General features: G+C 67.2%; 15 protein-coding genes. 8 read left to right on the top strand and 7 right to left on the bottom strand.

The features are described from left to right. Positions 1 to 1,473 carry a catalase gene (locus OHB21_RS06135; RefSeq protein ID WP_067507715.1) on the top strand — a complete coding sequence of 491 codons (1,473 nt, stop codon included), beginning with the start codon at positions 1 to 3 and terminating at the stop codon, positions 1,471 to 1,473. Positions 1,474 to 1,571: 98 nt separating this feature from the next. Here the strand turns inward: OHB21_RS06135 and OHB21_RS06130 are convergent, their stop codons facing one another. After that, on the bottom strand, positions 1,572 to 2,315 hold the full coding sequence (locus tag OHB21_RS06130) for a TetR/AcrR family transcriptional regulator (RefSeq protein ID WP_067507712.1): 744 nt from the start codon (positions 2,313 to 2,315) through the stop codon (positions 1,572 to 1,574). A 145-nt stretch (positions 2,316 to 2,460) separates the two neighbouring features. On the opposite strand from OHB21_RS06130, the gene OHB21_RS06125 reads away from it, so the two are divergent. Beyond that, complete coding sequence (locus OHB21_RS06125; RefSeq protein ID WP_195126162.1) at positions 2,461 to 3,969, top strand: MFS transporter; 1,509 nt, start codon at positions 2,461 to 2,463, stop codon at positions 3,967 to 3,969. A gap of 385 nt (positions 3,970 to 4,354) precedes the next feature. Next, a complete protein-coding gene (locus OHB21_RS06120; RefSeq protein ID WP_195126163.1) occupies positions 4,355 to 4,846 on the top strand; it encodes a hypothetical protein in 492 nt (163 codons plus the stop codon). A gap of 378 nt (positions 4,847 to 5,224) precedes the next feature. On the opposite strand, the gene atzF is transcribed toward OHB21_RS06120, so the two are convergent. Genes atzF through OHB21_RS06105 form a run of 3 tightly spaced genes read right to left on the bottom strand, consistent with a single transcriptional unit; the run spans position 5,225 to position 11,282 of the window. Continuing rightward, positions 5,225 to 6,958, bottom strand: a complete 1,734-nt coding sequence (gene atzF / locus OHB21_RS06115; protein WP_195126164.1) for an allophanate hydrolase — start codon at positions 6,956 to 6,958, stop codon at positions 5,225 to 5,227. Then, on the bottom strand, positions 6,959 to 10,564 hold the full coding sequence (gene uca, locus OHB21_RS06110; protein WP_067507703.1) for an urea carboxylase: 3,606 nt from the start codon (positions 10,562 to 10,564) through the stop codon (positions 6,959 to 6,961). 10 nt (positions 10,565 to 10,574) lie between these two features. Continuing rightward, positions 10,575 to 11,282, bottom strand: coding sequence for a GntR family transcriptional regulator (locus OHB21_RS06105; RefSeq protein ID WP_067507702.1), 708 nt, complete (start codon positions 11,280 to 11,282; stop codon positions 10,575 to 10,577). 438 nt (positions 11,283 to 11,720) lie between these two features. On the opposite strand from OHB21_RS06105, the gene OHB21_RS06100 reads away from it, so the two are divergent. Continuing rightward, positions 11,721 to 11,864: a hypothetical protein gene (locus OHB21_RS06100; protein ID WP_157115821.1), complete on the top strand. Its 144-nt coding sequence runs from the start codon at positions 11,721 to 11,723 to the stop codon at positions 11,862 to 11,864. A gap of 1,085 nt (positions 11,865 to 12,949) precedes the next feature. On the opposite strand, the gene OHB21_RS06095 is transcribed toward OHB21_RS06100, so the two are convergent. From OHB21_RS06095 to OHB21_RS06085, 3 genes are all read right to left on the bottom strand, one after another. Beyond that, positions 12,950 to 14,257 carry a GTP pyrophosphokinase gene (locus tag OHB21_RS06095; protein ID WP_195126165.1) on the bottom strand — a complete coding sequence of 436 codons (1,308 nt, stop codon included), beginning with the start codon at positions 14,255 to 14,257 and terminating at the stop codon, positions 12,950 to 12,952. Between the two features lie 518 nt (positions 14,258 to 14,775). After that, a complete protein-coding gene (locus OHB21_RS06090; RefSeq protein WP_195142327.1) occupies positions 14,776 to 15,567 on the bottom strand; it encodes a protein phosphatase 2C domain-containing protein in 792 nt (263 codons plus the stop codon). Next, positions 15,564 to 16,400 (bottom strand): sigma-70 family RNA polymerase sigma factor, encoded by an 837-nt coding sequence (locus OHB21_RS06085; RefSeq protein ID WP_195142328.1) that lies wholly within the window; start codon positions 16,398 to 16,400, stop codon positions 15,564 to 15,566. Before OHB21_RS06085 ends, OHB21_RS06090 begins: the two co-directional genes overlap by 4 nt. 468 nt (positions 16,401 to 16,868) lie before the next feature. On the opposite strand from OHB21_RS06085, the gene OHB21_RS06080 reads away from it, so the two are divergent. From OHB21_RS06080 to OHB21_RS06065, 4 genes are read left to right on the top strand one after another with little or no spacing between them, the layout of a single operon-like run. Next, complete coding sequence (locus tag OHB21_RS06080; protein WP_195126168.1) at positions 16,869 to 17,306, top strand: helix-turn-helix domain-containing protein; 438 nt, start codon at positions 16,869 to 16,871, stop codon at positions 17,304 to 17,306. Continuing rightward, positions 17,303 to 19,003: a helitron helicase-like domain-containing protein gene (locus tag OHB21_RS06075; RefSeq protein ID WP_228791685.1), complete on the top strand. Its 1,701-nt coding sequence runs from the start codon at positions 17,303 to 17,305 to the stop codon at positions 19,001 to 19,003. The genes OHB21_RS06080 and OHB21_RS06075 overlap by 4 nt, the downstream gene beginning before the upstream one ends. A 12-nt stretch (positions 19,004 to 19,015) precedes the next feature. Beyond that, positions 19,016 to 19,228: a helix-turn-helix domain-containing protein gene (locus OHB21_RS06070; protein ID WP_324192187.1), complete on the top strand. Its 213-nt coding sequence runs from the start codon at positions 19,016 to 19,018 to the stop codon at positions 19,226 to 19,228. 3 nt (positions 19,229 to 19,231) lie between these two features. Then, positions 19,232 to 20,437 (top strand): tyrosine-type recombinase/integrase, encoded by a 1,206-nt coding sequence (locus OHB21_RS06065; RefSeq protein WP_195126169.1) that lies wholly within the window; start codon positions 19,232 to 19,234, stop codon positions 20,435 to 20,437. Positions 20,438 to 20,544 lie beyond the last annotated feature (107 nt).

Raw genomic sequence — 20,544 nt, 5'->3', positions numbered from 1 at the left:
ATGACCAAGCCGACCACCACCAACACCGGCACCGCCGTATCCAGCGACGACGAGTCGCTCACCGCGGGCATCCAAGGCCCGATCCTGCTGCACGATCACTACCTGATCGAGAAGCTGGCCCAGTTCAACCGGGAGCGCGTGCCCGAGCGCATCGTGCACGCCAAGGGCGCGGGCGCCTACGGCGAACTGGTCGTCACGGGCGACGTCAGCCGCTACACCAGCGCCAAGCTGTTCCAGCCCGGCGCCCGCACCGAATCGCTGGTGCGGTTCTCCACCGTCGCCGGCGAGCAGGGCAGCCCCGACACCTGGCGCGATCCGCGCGGTTTCGCGGTGAAGTTCTACACCGAGGACGGCAACTACGACCTGGTCGGCAATAACACCCCGATCTTCTTCATCAAGGACCCGATCAAGTTCCCCGACTTCATCCGCTCGCAGAAGCGCTTGCCGGGCAACGGACTTCGCGACCACAACATGCAGTGGGACTTCTGGACGCTGCGCCCGGAGACCGCGCACCAGGTGACCTGGCTGATGGGCGATCGCGGCATCCCGAAGACCTACCGGCACATGAACGGCTACGGCTCGCACACCTACCAGTGGATCAACGCCGCCGGTGAGCGGTTCTGGGTCAAGTACCACTTCAAGACCGACCAGGGCGTCGACTTCCTCACCCAGGCCGAGGCCGATCGCCTGGCCGGCACCGATCCCGACTACCACCGCCAGGATCTGTGGGACGCCATCGAGCGCGGCGAGTACCCGAGCTGGACCCTGCACGTGCAGGTGATGCCGGTCGCCGAGGCCGAGGGCTACCGGTTCAACCCGTTCGACCTGACCAAGGTGTGGTCGCACAAGGACTACCCGCTCATCGAGGTCGGCAAGTGGACCTTGAACCGCAACCCGCGCAACTACTTCGTCGATATCGAGCAGGCCGCGTTCGAACCGTCGAACGTGGTGCCCGGCATCGCTTTCTCGCCCGACAAGATGCTGCTGGGCCGCGTGTTCTCCTACGCCGACGCGCACCGCTACCGCATCGGCACCAACTACGCGCAGCTGCCGCCGAACCAGCCGCGCGCCGCCGAGGTGAACTCCTACTCCAAGGAGGGCGCCATGAGGTACTTCTTCAACGACGCGGATGTGCCGGTGTACGCGCCGAATTCGTACGGCGGGCCGCACGCCGACCCGGCGCTCGCGCCCGACCCCGGCGCCTGGGAGTTCGATCCGACCATGCTGCGCGCGGGCTACATCCAGCACGCCGAGGACGGCGACTTCACCCAGGCGGGCACCCTGGTGCGCGAGGTGCTCAACGATGAACAGCGGGATCGCCTGGTGGACAATATCGTCGGGCACGTGCTGGCCGGCGTGCGCGAGCCGGTGCTCTCCCGGGTGTTCGAGTACTGGAAGAACGTCGACGCCGATCTCGGCAAGCGCGTGGAGGAAGGTGTGCGCGCCGGTCTGAACGGCAACGGCGCCTCGTAAACCCTTCTGCTCCCGCTGTCAGCGCGAAGGGCGCGTGATCTCTCGGAGATCGCGCGCCCTTTCCGTCGCTGTGCGACAAGGATTCCCGCGCCCAGCCGTCACGCGCGAGAGCCGCCGACCCCGGGGTCGATGCCGTCGAGAATCATCTCGACCTGTTCCACGAAGGCGTCCCCGGCCAGCGGCACCGTCGCCCCGTCGCCCCGTTTGGTCACGTAACGCCGGTGCAGGTGCGGGAACGGCCGGGCGGCGGACTCGCCGGCGACGAGCATCTTGCCGATCCAGGCCGCCATGCTCATGCCGCTGCGGCGCACGATCGCCACCGAGGCCGCCTCGGCCGAGGTGATGCCGATGACGTAGGCCATCAGCACGTTCATGGCGTTGTCGGCCCGGCGCTCGTCGAAACCGGCCGAATGCAGGACGGAGAGCACGCCCTCGCAGCTGCGCATCATGTTCGGGCCGAGGTAGAGCGTGCCGATCTCACCGAACACCGAGCTCATCCACGGGTGGCGCAGGATCAGCGCGCGCAGTTCGGTGGCGAAGCCGAGCAGCGCGCCGCGCCAGCCGCGCGGATCCGCCGGATCGGGCACCGCGAGCTCGCCGATCACCTGATCGGCGACCAGCTCGATGATCTCCTCCTTGTTGGCCACGTGGGTGTAGAGCGAGGTCGCGCCCGCGTTGAGCTTGGCGCCCAGTTTGCGCATGCTCAGCGCGTCGATGCCCTCGCTGGACAGCAGGTCGATGGCCGCGGCCACGATCTGCTCGCGACTCAGCGCGGGCTGGTCGCGCCTGCGCCGCTGCGGGCGCGCCCATACCGACCCGAACGCCGCGTCTTCGACTGCCATCCGCCCTCCTTCTGTTCCTTGCGGCCAGCCTAGCCGCACCTCATCGGGGCCCGTACGTCGTTCGTTATTGCGAACGCTGTTCGGCGGACAGTACAGTGTTCGACAACCGCACAGTGTGCGGACGAGCTCTCCGGAAAGGCTTTCCATGAACACGACCGAACCGCGCGATCCGCGGCGCTGGCTGATCCTGATCGTGCTGTGCCTGAGCACGTTGGTGCTGGTGATCGACAACATGGTGCTCAACGTGGCGATTCCGCAGATCGCCACCGATCTGGGCGCGAGCGCTCAGGACATCCAGTGGATCATCGACTCCTACATCCTGGTGTTCGCCGGTCTACTGCTCACCTCCGGCAGCCTGTCCGACAAGTACGGCCGCAGGCTGGTGATGCTCATCGGCCTGGTGATCTTCGGGGCGGCGTCGGTGCTGGCCGCGCTCGCCACCACGCCCGAGATGCTGATCGCCGGGCGTGGCGCGATGGGCATCGGCGGCGCGCTGGTCATGCCGAGCACGCTGTCGATCCTGATCACCGTGTTCGACGAGGACGAGCGGCCGCGCGCGATCGCGGCCTGGAGCGCGGTCGCGGTGATCGGCATGGTCGGCGGCCCGGTCACCGGCGGCGTTCTGCTGGACCACTTCTGGTGGGGTTCGGTCTTCGTGCTGAATCTGCCCATCGTCGTGTTCGCCCTCATCGCCGCGCTGGCGCTCATGCCCGAGTCCAAGGGGCCGTGGCGCCGGTTCGACCTGCCGGGCATGGCGCTCTCGATCGTCGGCATGACCGCCCTGGTGTGGGCCATCATCATGACTCCCACGCACGGCTTCGCCGATCCGGGCACCCTCACCGCCGCGACCCTCGCGGTGATCTGCCTGGCGGGCTTCGTGATTCGCGAATTGAGCACCGACGCGCCGATGGTCCCGCTGGAGTTGTTCGGCAACCGCGTCTTCACCGGCTCGAGCCTCTCGCTGGTCCTGCTGACCTTCGCCAACGGCGGTCTGCTGCTGGTGCTCACCCAGTACCTGCAATTCGTGCTCGACTACAGCCCCACCCGCACCGCGCTGGCGTTCACGCCGATGGCCGTCACGGTGCTGATCTTCAACGCGATCGGCGCGAAGCTCATCGGGCGCCTCGGGCACCGGCCGATCGTCGCGACCGGCCTCACCGTGACCGCGGGCGGGTTCGCTCTGCTCGCCACCCTGCAACCGGACTCCGGCTTCTGGCTGCCCGCGCTGGCCATGGCCGTGATGGGCGGCGGCTTCGGCCTGGCCATGCCCGCGGTGATCGGCGCGCTGATGGGCGCGGTGCCGGGCGAACACGCGGGCGTTGGGTCCGCGCTCAACGACACCATCCAGCAGGCGGGCGCGGCGCTGGGTGTCGCGATCCTGGGGGCCGTGCTCGCGAGCGGTTACACCGGCGCCATGCCCGCCGACGCGCCCGCCGCGGCGCGCGAATCCATCTCGGACGCACTGGCATTCGGTGACGACGCGCTCACCGGCGCGGCGCGGGAGGCGTTCACCTCCGGTATGGGCGTCACCTTCGTGGCGGGCGCCTGCTCGGTGCTGGCCGCCGCCGCCCTCTCGCTCGTCCTGCTGCGCAAGCGCGACGACGAGGCCGAACTCCCGGAGGCGGAGGAGGCTGTTCCCGAGACCGTGCGCTGATCAAGCGCTGAACGCGACGGTGCCCCGGGGTGGAAAGCCCCGGGGCACAGTCGTTCTCGTCATTCGCGTGCCGCGCCGCGGACGCCCGATCAGGGATTGGGGAGCCTGGCCGGCGATGCGGCCAGGCCATTGCTCACAGCAGACCCCACCAGTACAGGATGCTGGCGAGGATCCACACCACCACGGTTTCCATCGTTGCTCCGATCGTCGGGAGTCGCAGGCTTTTCCATCATCGCTCGCACCGTGGGCAAGTGTTAGCACAACCCCATCTACCTGCGGTTTCTCCCCTGCAAGATCTTTTTAAGGGTGCCCCAAGACGCGCGACGCAAAGTTTGTGACAACACCGGAACACACCGGCTCGGACACCACGAAGGACGCCAGACAGATGATCGGCAAGCTGACCACCGCACTCGCCCTCTCGGCCACCGCCTCCGCGCTCGTCTTCGGCTCGGGCGTCGCCGCCGCCGACACCGGCACGCCGGGCGTCGCGCTCACCGGCCAGGCCACCTGCACCCACAAGGACAACCGCATCCAGATCGAGATCGCGGCGCCCATCGTCTACGCCCAGGCCGGTTACCAGCCCGACGAGAAGCAGCAGGTCCGCTACCGCACCGTCATCTACGACGCCGCCCAGCTGACCCTCTCCAGCGCCGGTGAGTGGGAGCAGGGCAAGGCCACCGACACCAAGCCCGCCGATCTGGACGACACCAAGGTCGAGGTCCTGCGCAACGACCCCAACGCCTACAAGGTCGTGCAGGAGGTCGAGTGGCTCGCGCCCGACGGCGAAAACGTCGTGGCGAGTACCGATCTCGCCGCGACCGGCTACCTGATCAAGGACGGCCGTACCGAACTGGGGACGTTCGCGTACTGCCAGTAACCCGGGGGAAGGGGGGATATCGACAACCACCACCGGGGTGGGAGTCCGGGGCGTGACCTGTCCAACGAGGGGTGACAGGTCCCGTCGCGGAATCCGGCCGGGTCGGTCCACGAGGGGTGATCGACCCGGCTGGTTCTCCTCCGGCTACGCCGCCGAAGGCTCTTCCGGGAGCTGCGGGCGACGCAGGTGCGCCCGCTGCCGAAGGTAACCGTCGGGCAGCGGCCGAAAATCCCACCCGACAACGGGGCGGGCCGGTTCACGAGGGGTGACCGGCCCGCCCACCCAGAGTTCCGCCGGACGGCGCGGGGAGGCGCCCCCGGCGGACACAGCGAAGGCCCGGCAGACCTGGGGAGGAACTGCCGGGCCTTCCGCGTGTTCTCAGTTGGCGCGGCCCAGATACGCTTTCCAGCCGCCGAATTCGGTGATGTCGGTGGCCGCGAGCGCCGCGTCGTAGGTGCAGGCGAAGCCGATCACCGAACGGCCGTCGGACAATTCGACCGCCGTCAGCGCCATCGGCGCGGGCAGCGCGGTGAGGAAGCCGCCGAGGCCGGCCCGCGACACCGTGTACAGCTCGCCGACGATCGGCGCGCCCTGCCCCGCACCGTGGCGCACCAATCCGGGCTTCGGCGGCACCGTGTCCAGCGCCGTCAGGCGGTAGGCGTCGGTGGTCTCGATCTCGCCCGCGAAGCGTGCGCCGATCTCCTCCAGCTGCCAGTGCAGCGGCTGCCCGCGCAGGTGCGCGCCGAAGACCGCCAGCTCCACACCGTCGCGGACCAGCAGCGGCGCGTGGTCGAGCCCGGCCACGCGGGCCGCCAGATCGACCGCCACCTGATCGGTGAACGTGGGCGTCACCACCATCACGCCGAAGGGCGCGCCCGTCGCGGTCGGTGCGCCGGGAACGGCGATCGAGACCATGTCGAGCAGGTTGCAGAAGTTGGTGTAGGTGCCCATGCGGCGGTTGATGCCGACCGTATCCTCTTGCACCGCAGCGATACTCGGATGTTCGGTGGTGGTGGGTAGCAGCAGGCCGTCCACGTCTCGCAGCAGGTGCGCGGCGCCGGTGCGGGCGCGGGCGAGCGCGTCCAGATCGGCGGCGAACGCGGGACCGGTGGTGCCCGCGGCCGCGCCGATGATCGCCGCCACCGTCGGATCGGCGCCCGCGGGCCCGGTGGACAGGAACTCGCCGACCGCCGCGTACCGCTCGGCGACGATCGCGCCGTCGTAGAGCAGCAGCGCCGCGCCGAGCAGACCGGAGATGTCGATCTCCACCGTCTCTATCCCGGATTCCCGCACGGCGGCAAGGGTTTTGGCGAACGCGTCGCGATAGTCCTCGCTCAGCGGCGCCAGGTCGAGTTCGCGCGGCACGCCCAGGCGCGGTTGCTGCCGCGCCGCGAGCGCCACGTCCGGCGGCCAGGTGCGGCTGCGCGGGTCGCGCGATTCCGGTCCTGCCATCACCGCCGCGGCCTGGATCGCCAGGTCCAGGTCGGCGGCGAACACGGTGACGGCGTCGTAGTCGGCGCAGGCGGGCACCACACCGTGCGCCGGGATCACACCCAGCGTGGCCTTGACTCCGACGATCCCGTTCAGCGCCGCGGGCACCCGGCCCGACCCGGCGGTGTCGGTGCCGATGCCGATATCGGCGACGCCGAGTGCGACGGCCACCGCCGACCCCGACGACGAACCACCCGAAACCAGTTCCGGGTCAACGGCATTGCGCACCGCGCCGTACGGGCTGCGGGTGCCGACCAGGCCGGTCGCGAACTGGTCGAGATTGGTCTTGCCGAGCACCACCGCGCCCGCCGCCGTCAGCCGCTCCACGGCAGATGCGGTTTCCGTTGCGGTGTAGGCGAACTCGGGACACGCGGCCGTCGTCGGCAGCCCCGCCACATCGATATTGTCCTTGACCGCGACGAGCCGGCCGGCCAGCGGCAGCTCCTCGCCCTCGGCCACCCGGCGCGCCACCTCGGCGGCCTCGGCGGCGACCTCGGCCTCGGGGCGCAGCGTGATCCACACCTCGGGCCGGTCCACCTCGGCGATGCGCCGGTAGGCGGCGGCCACCCGCTCGGTGGGCGAATCCTGTGCTGGGGTGACACCCAGGACGCCTGCGGTCATTCAGTCGACTCCGATCACTGCTAGCGGGGTTCCCGGTTCCACTTTGGCGCCGGGCGCGGTGAGCACCCTGAGCACGGTACCGGCGCCCGGGCTGTGCACCGGTAGTTCCAACTTCATGGCCTCGAGGATGGCGACCGGCGCGCCCGCGTCGAGGCGCTGCCCCTCCTCGATCTCCACCCGCCAGACGTTGCCGATCATCGGCGCGGTCACCACGGTGGCGTCGGCGGGCAGACCCGCGAGCGGATCCTCGACCGGTTCCGGGGCGGCGGGTTCGGCACTGGCGCGGTCGAATTCGCCCGAGGCGTGCCACGCCTGCTTCTCCACCTCGAACGCCTCGCTCTGCCTGGCTTCGAACGCGGCGATGGACTCCGCGTTCTCTTCCAGCAGGCGCAGGTGGTCGGCGAGGGCGAACGTGCCTTCGCTCACCTCGGCGTCGAAACGGCCCGCCTTGGCGGCCGCGCGGAAGTCGAGCAGCTCCTCCGGGGTGACCGGCTCCCACACGATGCGATCGAAGAACCGGAACAGCCACGGCGTCCCGGATTCGAACGGCGCGGACTGGCGGTAGCTGGACCAGATCGGCACGGTGCGCCCGATGAGCTGGTAGCCGCCGGGGGAGGCCATGCCGTAGACGCACAGGTACTTGCCGCCGATGCCCACCGCGTCGGAGGGGGTCCAGGTGCGCGCCGGGTTGTACTTGGTGGTGACCAGGCGGTGGCGCGGATCGAGCGGAACCGCCAGCGGCGCACCGAGATACACGTCGCCGAGGCCGAGCACCAGGTATTCGGCGTCGAAGACGGTGTCGCGCACCTGGTCGACGCTGTCCAAACCGTTGATGCGCCGGATGAATTCGGTGTTGGACGGCAGCCACGGCGCGGTGTCGCGCACGCCGCTGCGGTAGCGGTCGATGGCCTCGGCGATGGACGGGTCATCGAAGGAGAGCGGCAGCCGGATGGTGCGGCTCGGCACCACCAGATCGTGCGTGGCGGGCAGCTCGGTCTCGAGCTCGGCGAGGGTACCGACCAGCCGATGCTGCGGCAGCACATCGGGATCGAAGTGGATGTGCAGCGAGCGCACGCCCGGCGTCACGTCGATGATGCCGGGCAGGCCGGCCGCCGCGAGCGCCTCCGAGAGCGCGTGCACCCGCATGCGCAGACCCAGATCCAGCACCATCTCGCCGTATTCGACGAGGATGTTGTCGTCGCCGCCGCGCAGGTACACCACGCGCGGGCGGTCGGCGCCCGCGTCCACCGAGCCGAGCACCCCTCGGTCGCCCGGATCGGTCCACACGCTGGGGACGGCGGCCTTGGCGCGGCGCTCGTCGGAGCGGCGCAGGGCCGTCGCCTCCTCGTCGTCCACCGGCGCGAAGCGGATGCTGTCACCGGGACGCACCTGGCCCAGCTTCCAGCGGTGCCCGGCCACCACGGTGAGCGGGCAAGCGAAGCCGCCGAGGCTCGGGCCGTCGGGGCCGAGCAGGATCGGCGTATCACCGGAGACGTTCAATGTGCCGACGCTGTAAGGATTGTCGTGCAGGTTCGACGGGTGCAGGCCCGCCTCGCCGCCGTCGGTGCGCGACCAGGTGGGCTTCGGGCCCTCCAGCCGGATGCCGGTGCGGTTGGCGTGACTGCCGACTTGCCAAGGGTGTGTGCAGAACTGGGCCATGTCCTCGTCGGTGAAGTACGCGGGCGAGGTCTGCGGGCCGAGGCCGACGGCGAGCTCCCACTCGTGGGTGAACTCCGGGCGCGCGGCGGCGGGCACCTCGGCGGGTGCGCTCAGATCGTCGCGGCCGGTGACCACGTGCAGCACATCGCCCGCCGTGACCGCCTTGCCTGTCACGCCGCCGAAGCCGCCGAGCGTGAAGGTGGACGCGCTGCCGTGGTAGAGCGGCGCGTCGAATCCGCCGCGCACCGCGAGGTAGGTGCGCAGGCCCGCGCCGGCGGGCGCGCCGATGTCGAGCACCGAGCCCGCGGGGACCGTGACCGGCTCCCACATCGGGACGGGTGCGTCGTCGAGGGTGACGGGGGCGTCGGCGCCGGTCACGCAGACCACCGTCTCCGTCGCGAACCGCAGGCGCGGTCCTTGCAGAGTGCACTCCAGCGCCGGGACGCCCGCCGGGTTGCCGACGGCCGTATTGGCCAGGGTGAACGAGAGGTCGTCCATCGGGCCCGACGGCGGAATTCCCACCTCCCACAAGCCGATTCGACCGGGGTGGTCCTGGATGGTGGTCATGGTGCCGCCGCGTTCCACGTCGACGCGGTGGTCGGCGATGGTGAGGTCGGCCAGCGTGGTGGTGACGTGGCCGGCCGCCGCGACCGTGGGATTGGTTGCGATGGCACGCAATTGGGCCGTATTGGTATGCACGCCGTGGATGGTGGTGGCGGCCAGCGCGTCGGCCAGGCCGGCGAACGCGGCGTCGCGGGTGGGGCCGGAGGTGATCACCTTGGCCAGCAGCGGGTCGTAGTACGGGCTCACCTCGGTGCCGGTGGCGACCCAGGTGTCCACGCGCGCGTCGGCGGGGAATTCCGCGGCGGTGACCAGCCCGGCGCTGGGCCGGTAGTCGTGGCCGGGGTCCTCGGCGTAGACGCGGGCCTCGACGGCCCAACCGCTGCTCACCGGGCCGGATTCGGGCAGGCCGTCCAGCATGGACGCGTCGCCGCCGGCCAGCCGCAACATCCACTCCACCAGGTCCGCGCCCGTGATCGCTTCCGTCACCGGGTGTTCCACCTGCAAGCGGGTGTTGACCTCGAGGAACGAGGCCTCGCCCCGATCCACGTCGTAGACGAATTCCACGGTGCCGGCCGAGCGGTAGCCGACCGATTTCGCCAGCTCCCGCGAGGTGCGCAGCAGCTGTTCGGTCACCTCGTCGGCGAGGCCGGGTGCGGGCGCCTCCTCGATGACCTTCTGGTTGCGGCGTTGCAGCGAGCAGTCGCGGGTGCCGAGGCTGACCACGCGGCCCGCGCCGTCGCCGAACAGCTGCACCTCCACGTGCCGGGCCCGCGCCACGAAGCGCTCCAGGAACACGCCGGTGGAGGAGAAGTTGGTGGCCGCCAGGCGCTGCACCCGCTCGAACGCGGCGCGCACCTCGTCGGCGGTGAAGCAGCTCTGCATGCCGATACCGCCACCGCCGCCGACGGCTTTCAGCATCACCGGGTAGCCGATCCGCTCCGCCTCGGCCACCGCGTGGTCGGCCGATTCCAGCAGACCGCTGCCCGGGATCAGCGGCACGCCCACGGCGCGCGCGGCCTCACGGGCGGTGTGCTTGTCACCGAAGACGCGCAACTGGTCCGGGGTGGGGCCGACGAACGCGATCCCCGCGTCGGCGGCCGCGGTCGCGAAATCCGCGTTTTCCGAGAGGAATCCGTATCCCGGATGAATCGCGCCCGCGCCGGTCGAGAGCGCCGCCTCGATCACCAGATCGGCGCGCAGGTAGGACTCGGCGGCTGGGGCCGGACCCAGACGCACCGCGGCATCGGCGAATTCGACGTGCGCGGCGGCCGCGTCGGCATCGGAATAGACGGCGACCGTTTTCAGGCCGAGCGCTTTGGCGGACCGCAGAACCCGGACCGCGATCTCGCCGCGATTGGCGACGAGCACCGTATCGAACTGCACTTCGTACTCCTCAATCCGTCGCCAGCGACATCGCGGCGATGGCGCGGGTCACCCGTTCCAGCACCACGTCCAGCGATTCGCCGATGTGCTTGTGCAGCAGGCGATATGCCAGCTGAAGGTCGTCGGCCAGAACGGCGTCGAGAATGCCGAGATGTTCGGTGATGGTGGTCTCGATGCGGTTGTTGACCATGAAGTCGTACATGCGCACGTGGCGGATGCGGGAATTCACCGATTGCAGCGCGCGCACCAGTTCGGCGTTGCCCGCCGCGGTGAGCAGCGTGACGTGGAATTCCTCGTCGCGCACCACGAATCCCGGTTCCTGCGCGGGCGGGTCGGCCTGCAATTCCAGCCACGCCTTGCGCTCGGTCGCCAGCAATTCGTGATCGTGGTGGATATCGGGGTTGTCGATGGCGCGCTGGATACCGCCCAGCTCCAACGTGATTCGCAATTCGTACAGGTCGCGCACGAGTGGAATGCTGGGGCGGACGGGGCTGAAGCCGTATTCCTCGCGGCGGAGCAGGCCGTCGGAACACAGCACCGTCAGGGCCTCGCGGATGGGGGTCCGCGAAATCCCGAAGCGCGCCGAGAGTTTCGGCTCGGTGAGGCGTTCGCCGAACTTGATGTCGCCGTTCATCAACTCGTCGCGCAACGCCGTATACACCACGTCCCGCAACGGTCTACCCGCTGCATCGGCCAGTGTGGCCACCCGTGTCGACATGCCTGTATACGCTATGGACCTCGCGTTTCGGCCGTGTGCCCGTAAGTTAACAGCGAGTAAGCGTCTGCTCACCGCCGGTGCTCGGAGGCCGGGACGACGATTCGATCATCGCAGGCGCGTTCGAGTTCCGATACTCGAGTGCGGGGTGGGCCGACGGGTTGGCGCCCGGCGAGCGCTGTCGGTCCGGATTCGATGCGGTCGTGCCGCACCCCGTATTGCAGCCTGTGGAGTCCGAAAGTTCACCGATGGTTGTCCCGCCGTGCGAGGACAACGCAACACGGTGTGCGCCCGCTGGTCACATTGAAGGGTCATCCTGATGATCGGCCCCGGCGTCGGGACCACACCGTGCGCCTTCATCGGCACTCCGCCCGGTTGCGCCACCGGGCGGGCAGGCCCCACCTGACGCCGGGCGCCCTCCGTCACCACCGGGAGGATCCGATGAACCCACCCACCCTCATCGCCCTGCTGACCCTCGTCCTCGCGCTGGTATCGATCACCGCCGCCGCCATCTGGTGGCCCCACCCGAGCGCGCCCGCCGAGGAGGTGGAGGAGCCGATGCCGGCGGAACCGCCCAGCCGCTGACGGTCGTCGCCCTCTGTCGATTGCCTACTGCGACTGGTTCCGTTGACGGGGATGCCGTGTGCGGGATTCCGGTCCGGACAGTCGCCCGCTGCGGTTGGTTCCGTTGTCGAGGCTGCCGCGTGCGGGAATCCGGGCCGGACAATCGGAGGATTCGGCCATCGATATCAAGCGTCCATTCGGGATGTTCCAGACAAGCCCACATGTGCGACACGCGAAATTCGTTGTCGCGCAATAGGACGACGCGATTCGTTGTCGCAATGTGATCTCACCTCCTGCCGAGGGGCGGTGGACATTTGGTCCAGACACCGCGCCCAGGGAGGAGATGGTGGGGGATGGCGAAAACATCGCCGGAAAGGAGTGATGCCCCGGTCGATTACGGCTTCGTGCTCGTAATCGTTGCCGTAACCGCCGGGGCTCTCGCTCTGGTCCGCCGAGTGCGGGCTGGATAGCCCACCCGGTGTGTCGTCGTGGTGAGCGCGCCGACCGGCCGCATTCGACTCGGAACCGAGAGACGCGACGGGGTGCGGCAGTTGGGGCCACCGCGCAGGCGGACTGGCCCCTGAGGGCTTCTGGCGAGCTGTGCACGGATTCCGGGCAAAGATTGAGGCCCTGACCCAAGTGGCAGGTCAGGGCCTCTATCGTGTCTCAACCACACGAGTCGGGGTGACAGGATTTGAACCTGCGACCTCTTCGTCCCGAAGGATGAACCCTTGGTCCGGTGGGTACGGCTCAGTGGCGCTGAGCTGGGAATACGGGACGTTCAGTGTCGATGCGTTTCAGCCTGTGCCAGCGACTGCGCCCCTTCTTTGCCCCCGAAAGGCGACCACGGTTGGCCCTGGTGGGTGGTGGCCTGCGCCTGACGGCGGGCTGGCTGCGCCTGCCCCTTATGGCCTGCCCTTCTCGCGTAGAGGCTCCGGGGTCAAGAGTGGGCGAAGCCCATCCCGGAGGGACGCCTTCGGCGCTCTTGAGGCTGGAGGGGCGCGGGAACACAATGCAGGCCACCACATAGCAGGGCCAACCGCCCGAAGGGCGGTATATGCTGCCCGAAATGGAGTCCAAGCGGTTTTGCGGCCTATCCCGAAGGTCTATGCGCCCGAATCTTCGTCTGCGTTCGCTGTTCTGCTGTCCGTCATAGACATTCCCATGCGCTGCATATTCCGTACCACCTCATCGGTAATTGCAATTACGCGATTGGTCGCTCGTTCAATATCGGAAGGTGGGTAGCCTACGACCCGTCCATGCACTAGCTGATTCCTGATTGTGCGCAAACTGCGCAACTCTGAGTACGTTGGATCGTCCACAATTTGCAGTTCTCGAAGTATGGCGACATCGGGGACTCTGTAACGCCTTCCGCTATCGTTGTTTTGCATAAGCTGTGCGGTTATTCTTTCCAGCCCGACCCATGTGGAGAGGAAGCGACCGAGGGCTTCATTTAGTGCACGCTGCTCGCTGAGATTCCCATGCCGAATTTCCTGGTATAGGTTGTATCTATGCTCATCTTCAGCGAGAAGCGCGTCGATTACCTGGTCGGCGAGTGGGCGTTCTTCGAATTTGTCATGCAGTAGATCCACGTACCGGCTGATGCTTAAGGGTGTATTCAGCGCAAGGGCGGTGATGAAGTTGAAAAGATGGTCCATACGACCCAACCCTGAGTCGTTTACGGATGTCTGATCGGAAATCCCCAACTTGCTCAGCAGGTAGGTCGACAGCTCGTAGTGATCCCTGAAGGCTCGCTGTAGGTCAGCGACACGGCGCTCGTTCGCCTTCTGGAGTCTTTCCAGTGCTATTTCCGCTGAGATGGCAAGACCGTTTAGCTGGTCGAGTAGAGCGTATTCCTCCTCGGATAGGTCACCTTCTTGAGGCTTGTAGACGAGATCGTGTTCCACTTCTGACCAGCCGTGCATAAACACGGATGCCACCTGAATTTCAACCTTGGCATCAGCATACCGCTTGTGTGAATTGGTAAGACGCGACTCTTTGAGCATTACTCTGAAGTGTGTGGCCGCATACCCCGAAAATCGAGGGTTTCCTTGTCGTTCCCCGCCGGACTCGGGGAATTTTTTCGGATCCCCCAGTACGTCGAATAAGCGATATATCGCGGACGCTACGATCTTGATATCTGACGGGAAGTATAGGGCTACTCGCGCGCCAGCCAAATCTACGATATCTTCGTAGATTTCGTGAACTGATTCGTATGGTTTGTCGCGCTTAGAGTTTCGCTTACGGCATTTCTCTTCGAGGCGGTCGACGGACTTTGCGCGACGGGAAACAGTGCATCGAACACCCTCCTTCTTCAATTCCGATTCAAGAAGGTCGCTAGCTCGTTGGGCCACGTTCTGATAGAAGTCGATTTCTCTCGTGTACCGAGAAACGAAGTCTTCTATCACATCCATGAGGATCTCCACATTTGTGCTAGGTGTCTTATCTGTAGCGCGCTCAGCTAGTGGAGGAGGCGCTTGTTGTGGCGTTACGTTACAGGCAGAGACGACTACGCGGGTTGACAGTGTCGATCTTTGCCATGTCTAGTGGCGGTGCCTCTGCGCGCTTTGGGCTTGCTCTACTCGTCATGATCAGATGAGGGCTTCGCGCCAGTCGGATCGTGACGGGAGCACAGCCGGTTGACTGGGCTGGCTGCCGGTCGATTGCTCCCTGCTGCGGGAGGTAAGTCCGGTAGGGCTGGCGTCGTGCCCAGCTCTTGTTCGGTTGGAAGAGAAGGCGGTCAGAGTGGATCACGGATCGTTCTGCTAAGGCGCACACGTGCTGCCGACGTGCCGACGCGCCGCGGGCGACGCCTCATCAGCCAGCGTTGCGCGTCGTAGCGCGGCGGCGGCGCGTATGCGCCGCCGCAGGCGCTCTTGATCCTATATAGCCAAATTCGGCAACAACTCTCGTGAAGTGGGGGGGCGCACGGTCAGGGCCGAAGGATGGCAATCGCCTTGTCGTCGTGGCGCTTGGCGCGTGGCAGTCTCAGCCCGTTCGGGTCGGTTGTAGCTTCCCAGTCGGTGCATTGGCGCAGGAGGTGGCTGAGCCCAGTGCTGTCGTCCTGGCTGATGCTCTGCCAGTCGAGGCCAACGGCGGGGAGCACGTCGAATGCGCCATCAGTTGCCAGTAGAGCCCACGCCACATCGGTTCGTGGGTAGCTGACGGTGAGAGCGTGTTCGGCTGCTGTGGGATCGGCTTCGGCAATCCAGAATCCGGCCGGCCGATTTCGGTGGTGGCTCTCTGCACGCTGGAGGTCTTGAAGCAGTCGACGGTGTTCGTCGTCGTAGCCCGCGCCCGTGGTGAGCCGCTGGCGGTAGTGGTCAGCTTCGGCCAGGCCGAGGCGGTCGAGTCGGTCGTCGGTGTGAATGTGCTGTGTGCCATCGCGGGTGCCGATGACCACAGCCGAGTCACCCAGGACGAGAAGATCAATGACGTTCTGGCGGGTGCGCACTATGGCGACGGTGCTGGAAGGTGCGCGTCCGGCGGTCAGGTCGAGTTGTGTGGCGGTGGCCTCGATGGCTTCGGCAAGGGCCTCACGGAGGTCGTTGTCCGGGCCGATCCTGTCGCTGAGTTCGTGGCTCAGTGTCTCGACGTAGGTGCGAGCCTTCGGTGTCTCGGGTGCGTGGGCGGTGGCGCCGTCGAGCACGATGACTGCGTGCTCTGAGGTGACGATGTGGTCTTCGCCCGACTGGGCGGGGAGAAGTGCGGAGTGAACGATCATGGCTCGGTCGTTGTGTACGGCCCGACCAGCAATCGGGTCGCTGTGACGGCGAGGTCTTCGCCGAAGTCGCATTCCACGATGCCGCTGGTGAATCGTGAGGCCGGGTCGTACACGGTCGCAAGGTTCTTGCTCAGCCAGTGAGCCACGCCGAGAGATCCGATGCTGGTGATTCCAGCGATGTGGACCACGACCCGGCCTCCGGAAGTGCGCCGCGAGAAGTAGCCAATGTCGGTGAGCTTGACGTCCGGCAAGCGGAAAGGCGAGAAGTGCCGGCGTCCGGTCCGTGCATCCACGATCGACCAACCTTCTTCGGATCGGTCGAACGAAAGGTTCGGGTCATCGGCAAGCAGGCCGGAAGCGATCGGCGCTGACTTGGGGCCGCACACGATGATGCAATCGCCCGTCGGTACTTCTTCCTGGTCGGGGTCGATGGCTGCTCGGCTCGTCACGATCGCCAGCTCTGCGAGTACTTGCTCGAGAGCTTCCTGTGTGGCCTGGTCGTGTGCGTCGAAGTAGGGACGTTCGCGCCCGTCCTCGAGGCCGAACCGGCGGGGGATGGCGATAGCAACGGGGCCGACCCCGAAGAAGGCGCGTTCGGCCTTCGGTGCGGTCGTGCGAATCTGACTGATCCGGCCCTTGGTGACACCCAAGAGGTTGGCAATCTCGGTGTAGCTCAACCCATTTCGATGAGCTTCTTCGATGGCTTCCTTTCGCAGCCGAGCTAGCTCGGTGGCCCGCTGCTGATAGGTCGTGATGAGGTCCGTGGCGCGTTGACCACGGCGGATCGGGTCCGGATCGCTCCGGACCTGCTCGAACTCATCAGCAATTGCCATGTCCTGAGTTTAGAAGGCCTTGACGACATGTCCACAGCCTGCGTACCCGCTCTGTTTAGACCCCCTCAACCGACACTGGATGTCACTCGGTCGCAGAGTTTATGGGGGGTAAACCAGAGGTGGGAGGCTCAGAGATGGCAGTTCTGAACTCGGTTGGTGAAGCGGTCAGCTTGCGCCCGGCGCGTCTCAACTTCGCGGGGTGGTGCAACTACTGCGGTGAGCAGTGGTGCGAGGACGCGTCCTGTGTGGCGCTGCACGCGGAGTCGTTGTGGGTGGAGTGCGATGACTGCCATGGCACCCAGCGGATCGAGGGCCAGATCGGGTTGTGCGGGTGGTGCCTCGGTGGGCTGACCCAGGTCACTCCCGCTGGTTACAGGGCGGCTCAGGCAGCTCGGGAGTCGCGGTTGTCGCTGCGGCGTCCGAAGCGGAGTTCGGGTGTGCGCGAGCTGCGGGGCTGGGGGATCTGAGATGGCTGCCAACGTTCGTTTGCGTGAAGCGCTGATGAAGGCCGGGCTGACCCCGGCATCGGCGGCCGAGCGGCTGGAGGTCGACCCGAAGACCGTCGAGCGGTGGATCACCAAGGGCCGCGCCCCGTACCCGCGTCACCGCTACGCCCTGGCCGCGCTGGTCGGGGTGTCGGAAGCCGATCTGTGGCCGGAAACGGCGCAGGTGCTGCGACCGGCGCGGCTGTCGTTCGCCGGTGTCTGCATCTGGTGCGAGGGCCGCGACTGCGCGTCGGCCGACTGCGTGGCCCGGCACGAGGGCTCGACCTGGCAGGTATGCCCCACATGCTCGGGAACGCCGTGGACCCGTCCGGGTGGGTGCGCGTGCCTGTTCGGGTTGACCGAGCGGGTGAAGTTCGCTTCCGTCCCGACTCCGGGTGCAGCGTTCCGGGTGGTCGCATGAGCGCCCCGGTAACCGAACAGCCGAGCCCCGCTACCGCTGATGGTGGTGGGGCTCCGGCCCGTCTGACCGCCGCCGACCGTCGCGCCCAACTCAACCTCGTCGAGCTGGCGGCCGCGGCGGCCGAACAGCACGAGGTGTGCCGTCGCCCGCTGGCGATGCTCTCCACTGACCCCGACACCCATCAGACCAAATACGTCCCTGCCCCCTGCAAATCCACCCTCGAATGCGTGTGCCCGGCGTGTGCGGCGCGGGCTCGGGCGGTGCGTATCCAGCAGTGCCGGGAGGGCTGGCACATCGAGGAGGAACCCATGACCGAGAAGAACGACCCCACCTCCGAGCAGGTGCAGCTGCTCAAGACTCGCGTGACGCTGGCCGAGGAGTACACCAAGGCCGCCGACGACGGCGACACCGAAGCAGCGGAGGCTATCGCCGAAGTGGTCGAGGAGATCGACGCCGAACTCCGGGCCTCGGGGATCCGTGGCAAGTTCCCGCCCCTGGACCCGGAGGCCAAGCCGGTGCGCAAGCGCTCGACCAGGCGGCGCCAGGAGCAGCCGGACCTGCCCAGGAAGAAGGTCACCAAGACCACGATCGGCCGTCAGTACGCGGGCAAGTACCGGCCGTCCATGTTCCTGACCCTCACTCTGCCGTCCTATGGCCGTGTAGGTCCGGACGGTGCCCCGGTCGACCCGGACTCCTACGACTACACCCAGGCCGCCCGCGACATCATCCACTTCTCGGCCCTGTTCGACCGGTTCATGCAGAACTACCGGCGGGCGACCGGCCGGGATGTGCAGTACTTCGCCACCGTCGAACCCCAACGACGCGGCGCGCCGCACATCCACATCGGTGTCCGGGGTTCGGACTCACGAGCGTTGATCCGTCAGTTGGCGGCGGCGACGTATCACCAGGTGTGGTGGCCGCACTTCGATCACGAGGTCTACGAGTCCGGGCGTCTGCCGCAGTGGGACTACACCGCTGGCCGGTTCACCGACCCCGACACGAACGAGCCGGTGCCGACCTGGACCGAAGTGCTCGACCTGATGGATTCGGTGGACGACATCCAACCGGCGCATGTGATCCGGTTCGGCCAGCAGGTCGACGTGAAGGGCATTCTGGCCGGGACCCCGGAAGCCGACCGGCATATCGGCTACTTGACCAAGTACCTCACGAAGTCGGTCGCCGAGGTCATCGAGCCGAAGACTCAGCGGGCGGCCGATCACTACGACCGGTTGCACGCCGAGCTGGCGGTGACTCCGTGCTCGCCGTCGTGCGGTCTGTGGTTCCGCTACGGCGTGATCCCCAAGGGTGCGACCTCGAAGACCGTGTCGGGTGTCTGCAAGGGCAAGGCACATCGCCGGGAAACCCTCGGTCTGCGTGGTCGTCGGGTGCTGGTGTCGCGGAAGTGGACCGGCAAGGACCTGGCCGACCACCGTGCCGACCGGACCGAGCACGTCCGCCAGGTCCTCGCCGCGGCGGGCATCTCCAAGCCGGAGATCGACCGGATGCAGATTAGCCCGGTCGAGCCCGGTGACCCGAACGTGCCTCCTCGGGAGCATCTGATCATGGCGATGGTCGCCCAGAAGATCAGCCGACGAGCCGAGTACACGCACGCCCAACTCGCCCTATCGGAGGGCGTGATCGTCTCGGAAAGCATTGTGCAACAGCAGGAATCGACCGACGGTCAGTCGGCCGCGTAGAGAGGGGGAGCTGTGCAGATCATCAAGGGCGGTAGACAGTTGGAACCGGCGACGTACACCGTGGATGAGGTGGCGCGGCTGCTGGGGCTGTCTCGGGGCAATGCCTATCAGTTCGTGAAGGACGGCGTGATCCCGGCGAAGCGGATCGGGCGGCGGTGGGTGATCGCGCGTGCGAGCTTCCATGCCTGGCTCGCCGAAGCCGACAACGTGTCGGAGGCGGTGTAACCGGTGGGGTGGATTGAGCGCACGCCCTCGGACAAGTGGCGGGCTGGTTGGCGTGATCCCTCTGGGGCGAAGCGGCACAAGACGTTCCGCACGAAGAAGGAGGCTTCGACCTTCCTCGCGCAGATCGAATTGTCGATGTCCTCAGGCGCCTATGTCTCGCCGCACGCGGGTCGGCTGCTGTTCGGGGATCATGCGCGGGAGTGGATGAAGTCCTGGAACCACGAGCGCACGACCAACGCTCGCGACGAGTCCATCATGCGGACGCATGTGCTCCCGAAGTGGTCGGACTGGCAGCTGGGGAAAATCGACCACCTGTCGGTGCAGACCTGGGTGACCGAGCTTTCGGCAATGAAGTCGCGGGCGACGGTCGCGGAGTGCAAGCGGCTGATGGCCGGGGTGATGCGTTCGGCGATCCGGAACAAGCTCATCGGGTCCGACCCGACCGAGGGTGTGAAGCTCCCGAAGCGACGCATCCGCGATACCGATGAACGGCTGCTGACCCGCGAAGAGGTGCGGTATCAGCTGCTTCCGGCTGTACAGCCCGAGCGGTATCGGGTGTTCGTGGCGACGGCGGCGTTCGCGGGTCTGCGCTGGGGCGAGGTCGCCGGGCTGTGCACTGATGCCGTGGACCTGGATGCCGGGGTGGTCCGGGTGATCCGCACGGTGACGGAAGTGGCCGGCCACACCGAGTTCAAGCCGTTCCCGAAGTCGCGGGCCGGTCGGCGGACGGTGCCCATCCCGGCCTGGCTGGTCGGTGAGCTGCGCGACTACCTCCGGCAGTATCCGCAGGGGCCACAAGGGCTCATCTTCACCAACGAGGTCGGCGGGCCGTTGCGGCGGACGTTGTTCCGGTCGCGGGTGTGGCGCCCTGCTCTGGTGCGGGCTGGTCTGCTCGGTGAGGTCGGCGAGGTCGGCGAGGTCGGCGAGAAGTTCGAGGCGGTGTGGATGAACGACCGCGGCGAAGTCGAGTCGGAGGTGTTCGGCAAGTACGAGCAGGCGGTGCGGATGGTCGCTCGCAACGAGGCGGGCGGAGTCCGGTTCCACGACTTGCGCGACATGTTCGGAACCTGGCTGGCCGACGACGGCTTGCCCCCGCACAAGCTGGCGGTCGTGATCGGCCACGAGGATGCCACCACGACGATGCAGTACTACGTCCGGCGCACGGAGGACCATGACGCGGTTCGTCGGTCGATGGGGGACAGCGAGTAGGCGGTGTGCCCCCTATTTGCCCCCTCTGGCGGCTTCCATGAGTTGCCTTCGCTGGGCGAAGAAAAAGCCCCTGACCAGGAATCCCCGGTCAGGGGCCTTATCGTGTC

Origin of the sequence: Nocardia puris, from assembly GCF_036051655.1 — a bacterium.
In the GTDB taxonomy this organism is placed as follows: domain Bacteria; phylum Actinomycetota; class Actinomycetes; order Mycobacteriales; family Mycobacteriaceae; genus Nocardia; species Nocardia puris.
Note: the sequence above shows the minus strand (reverse complement) of the source record. Positions and strands in the feature narration are given on the sequence as shown.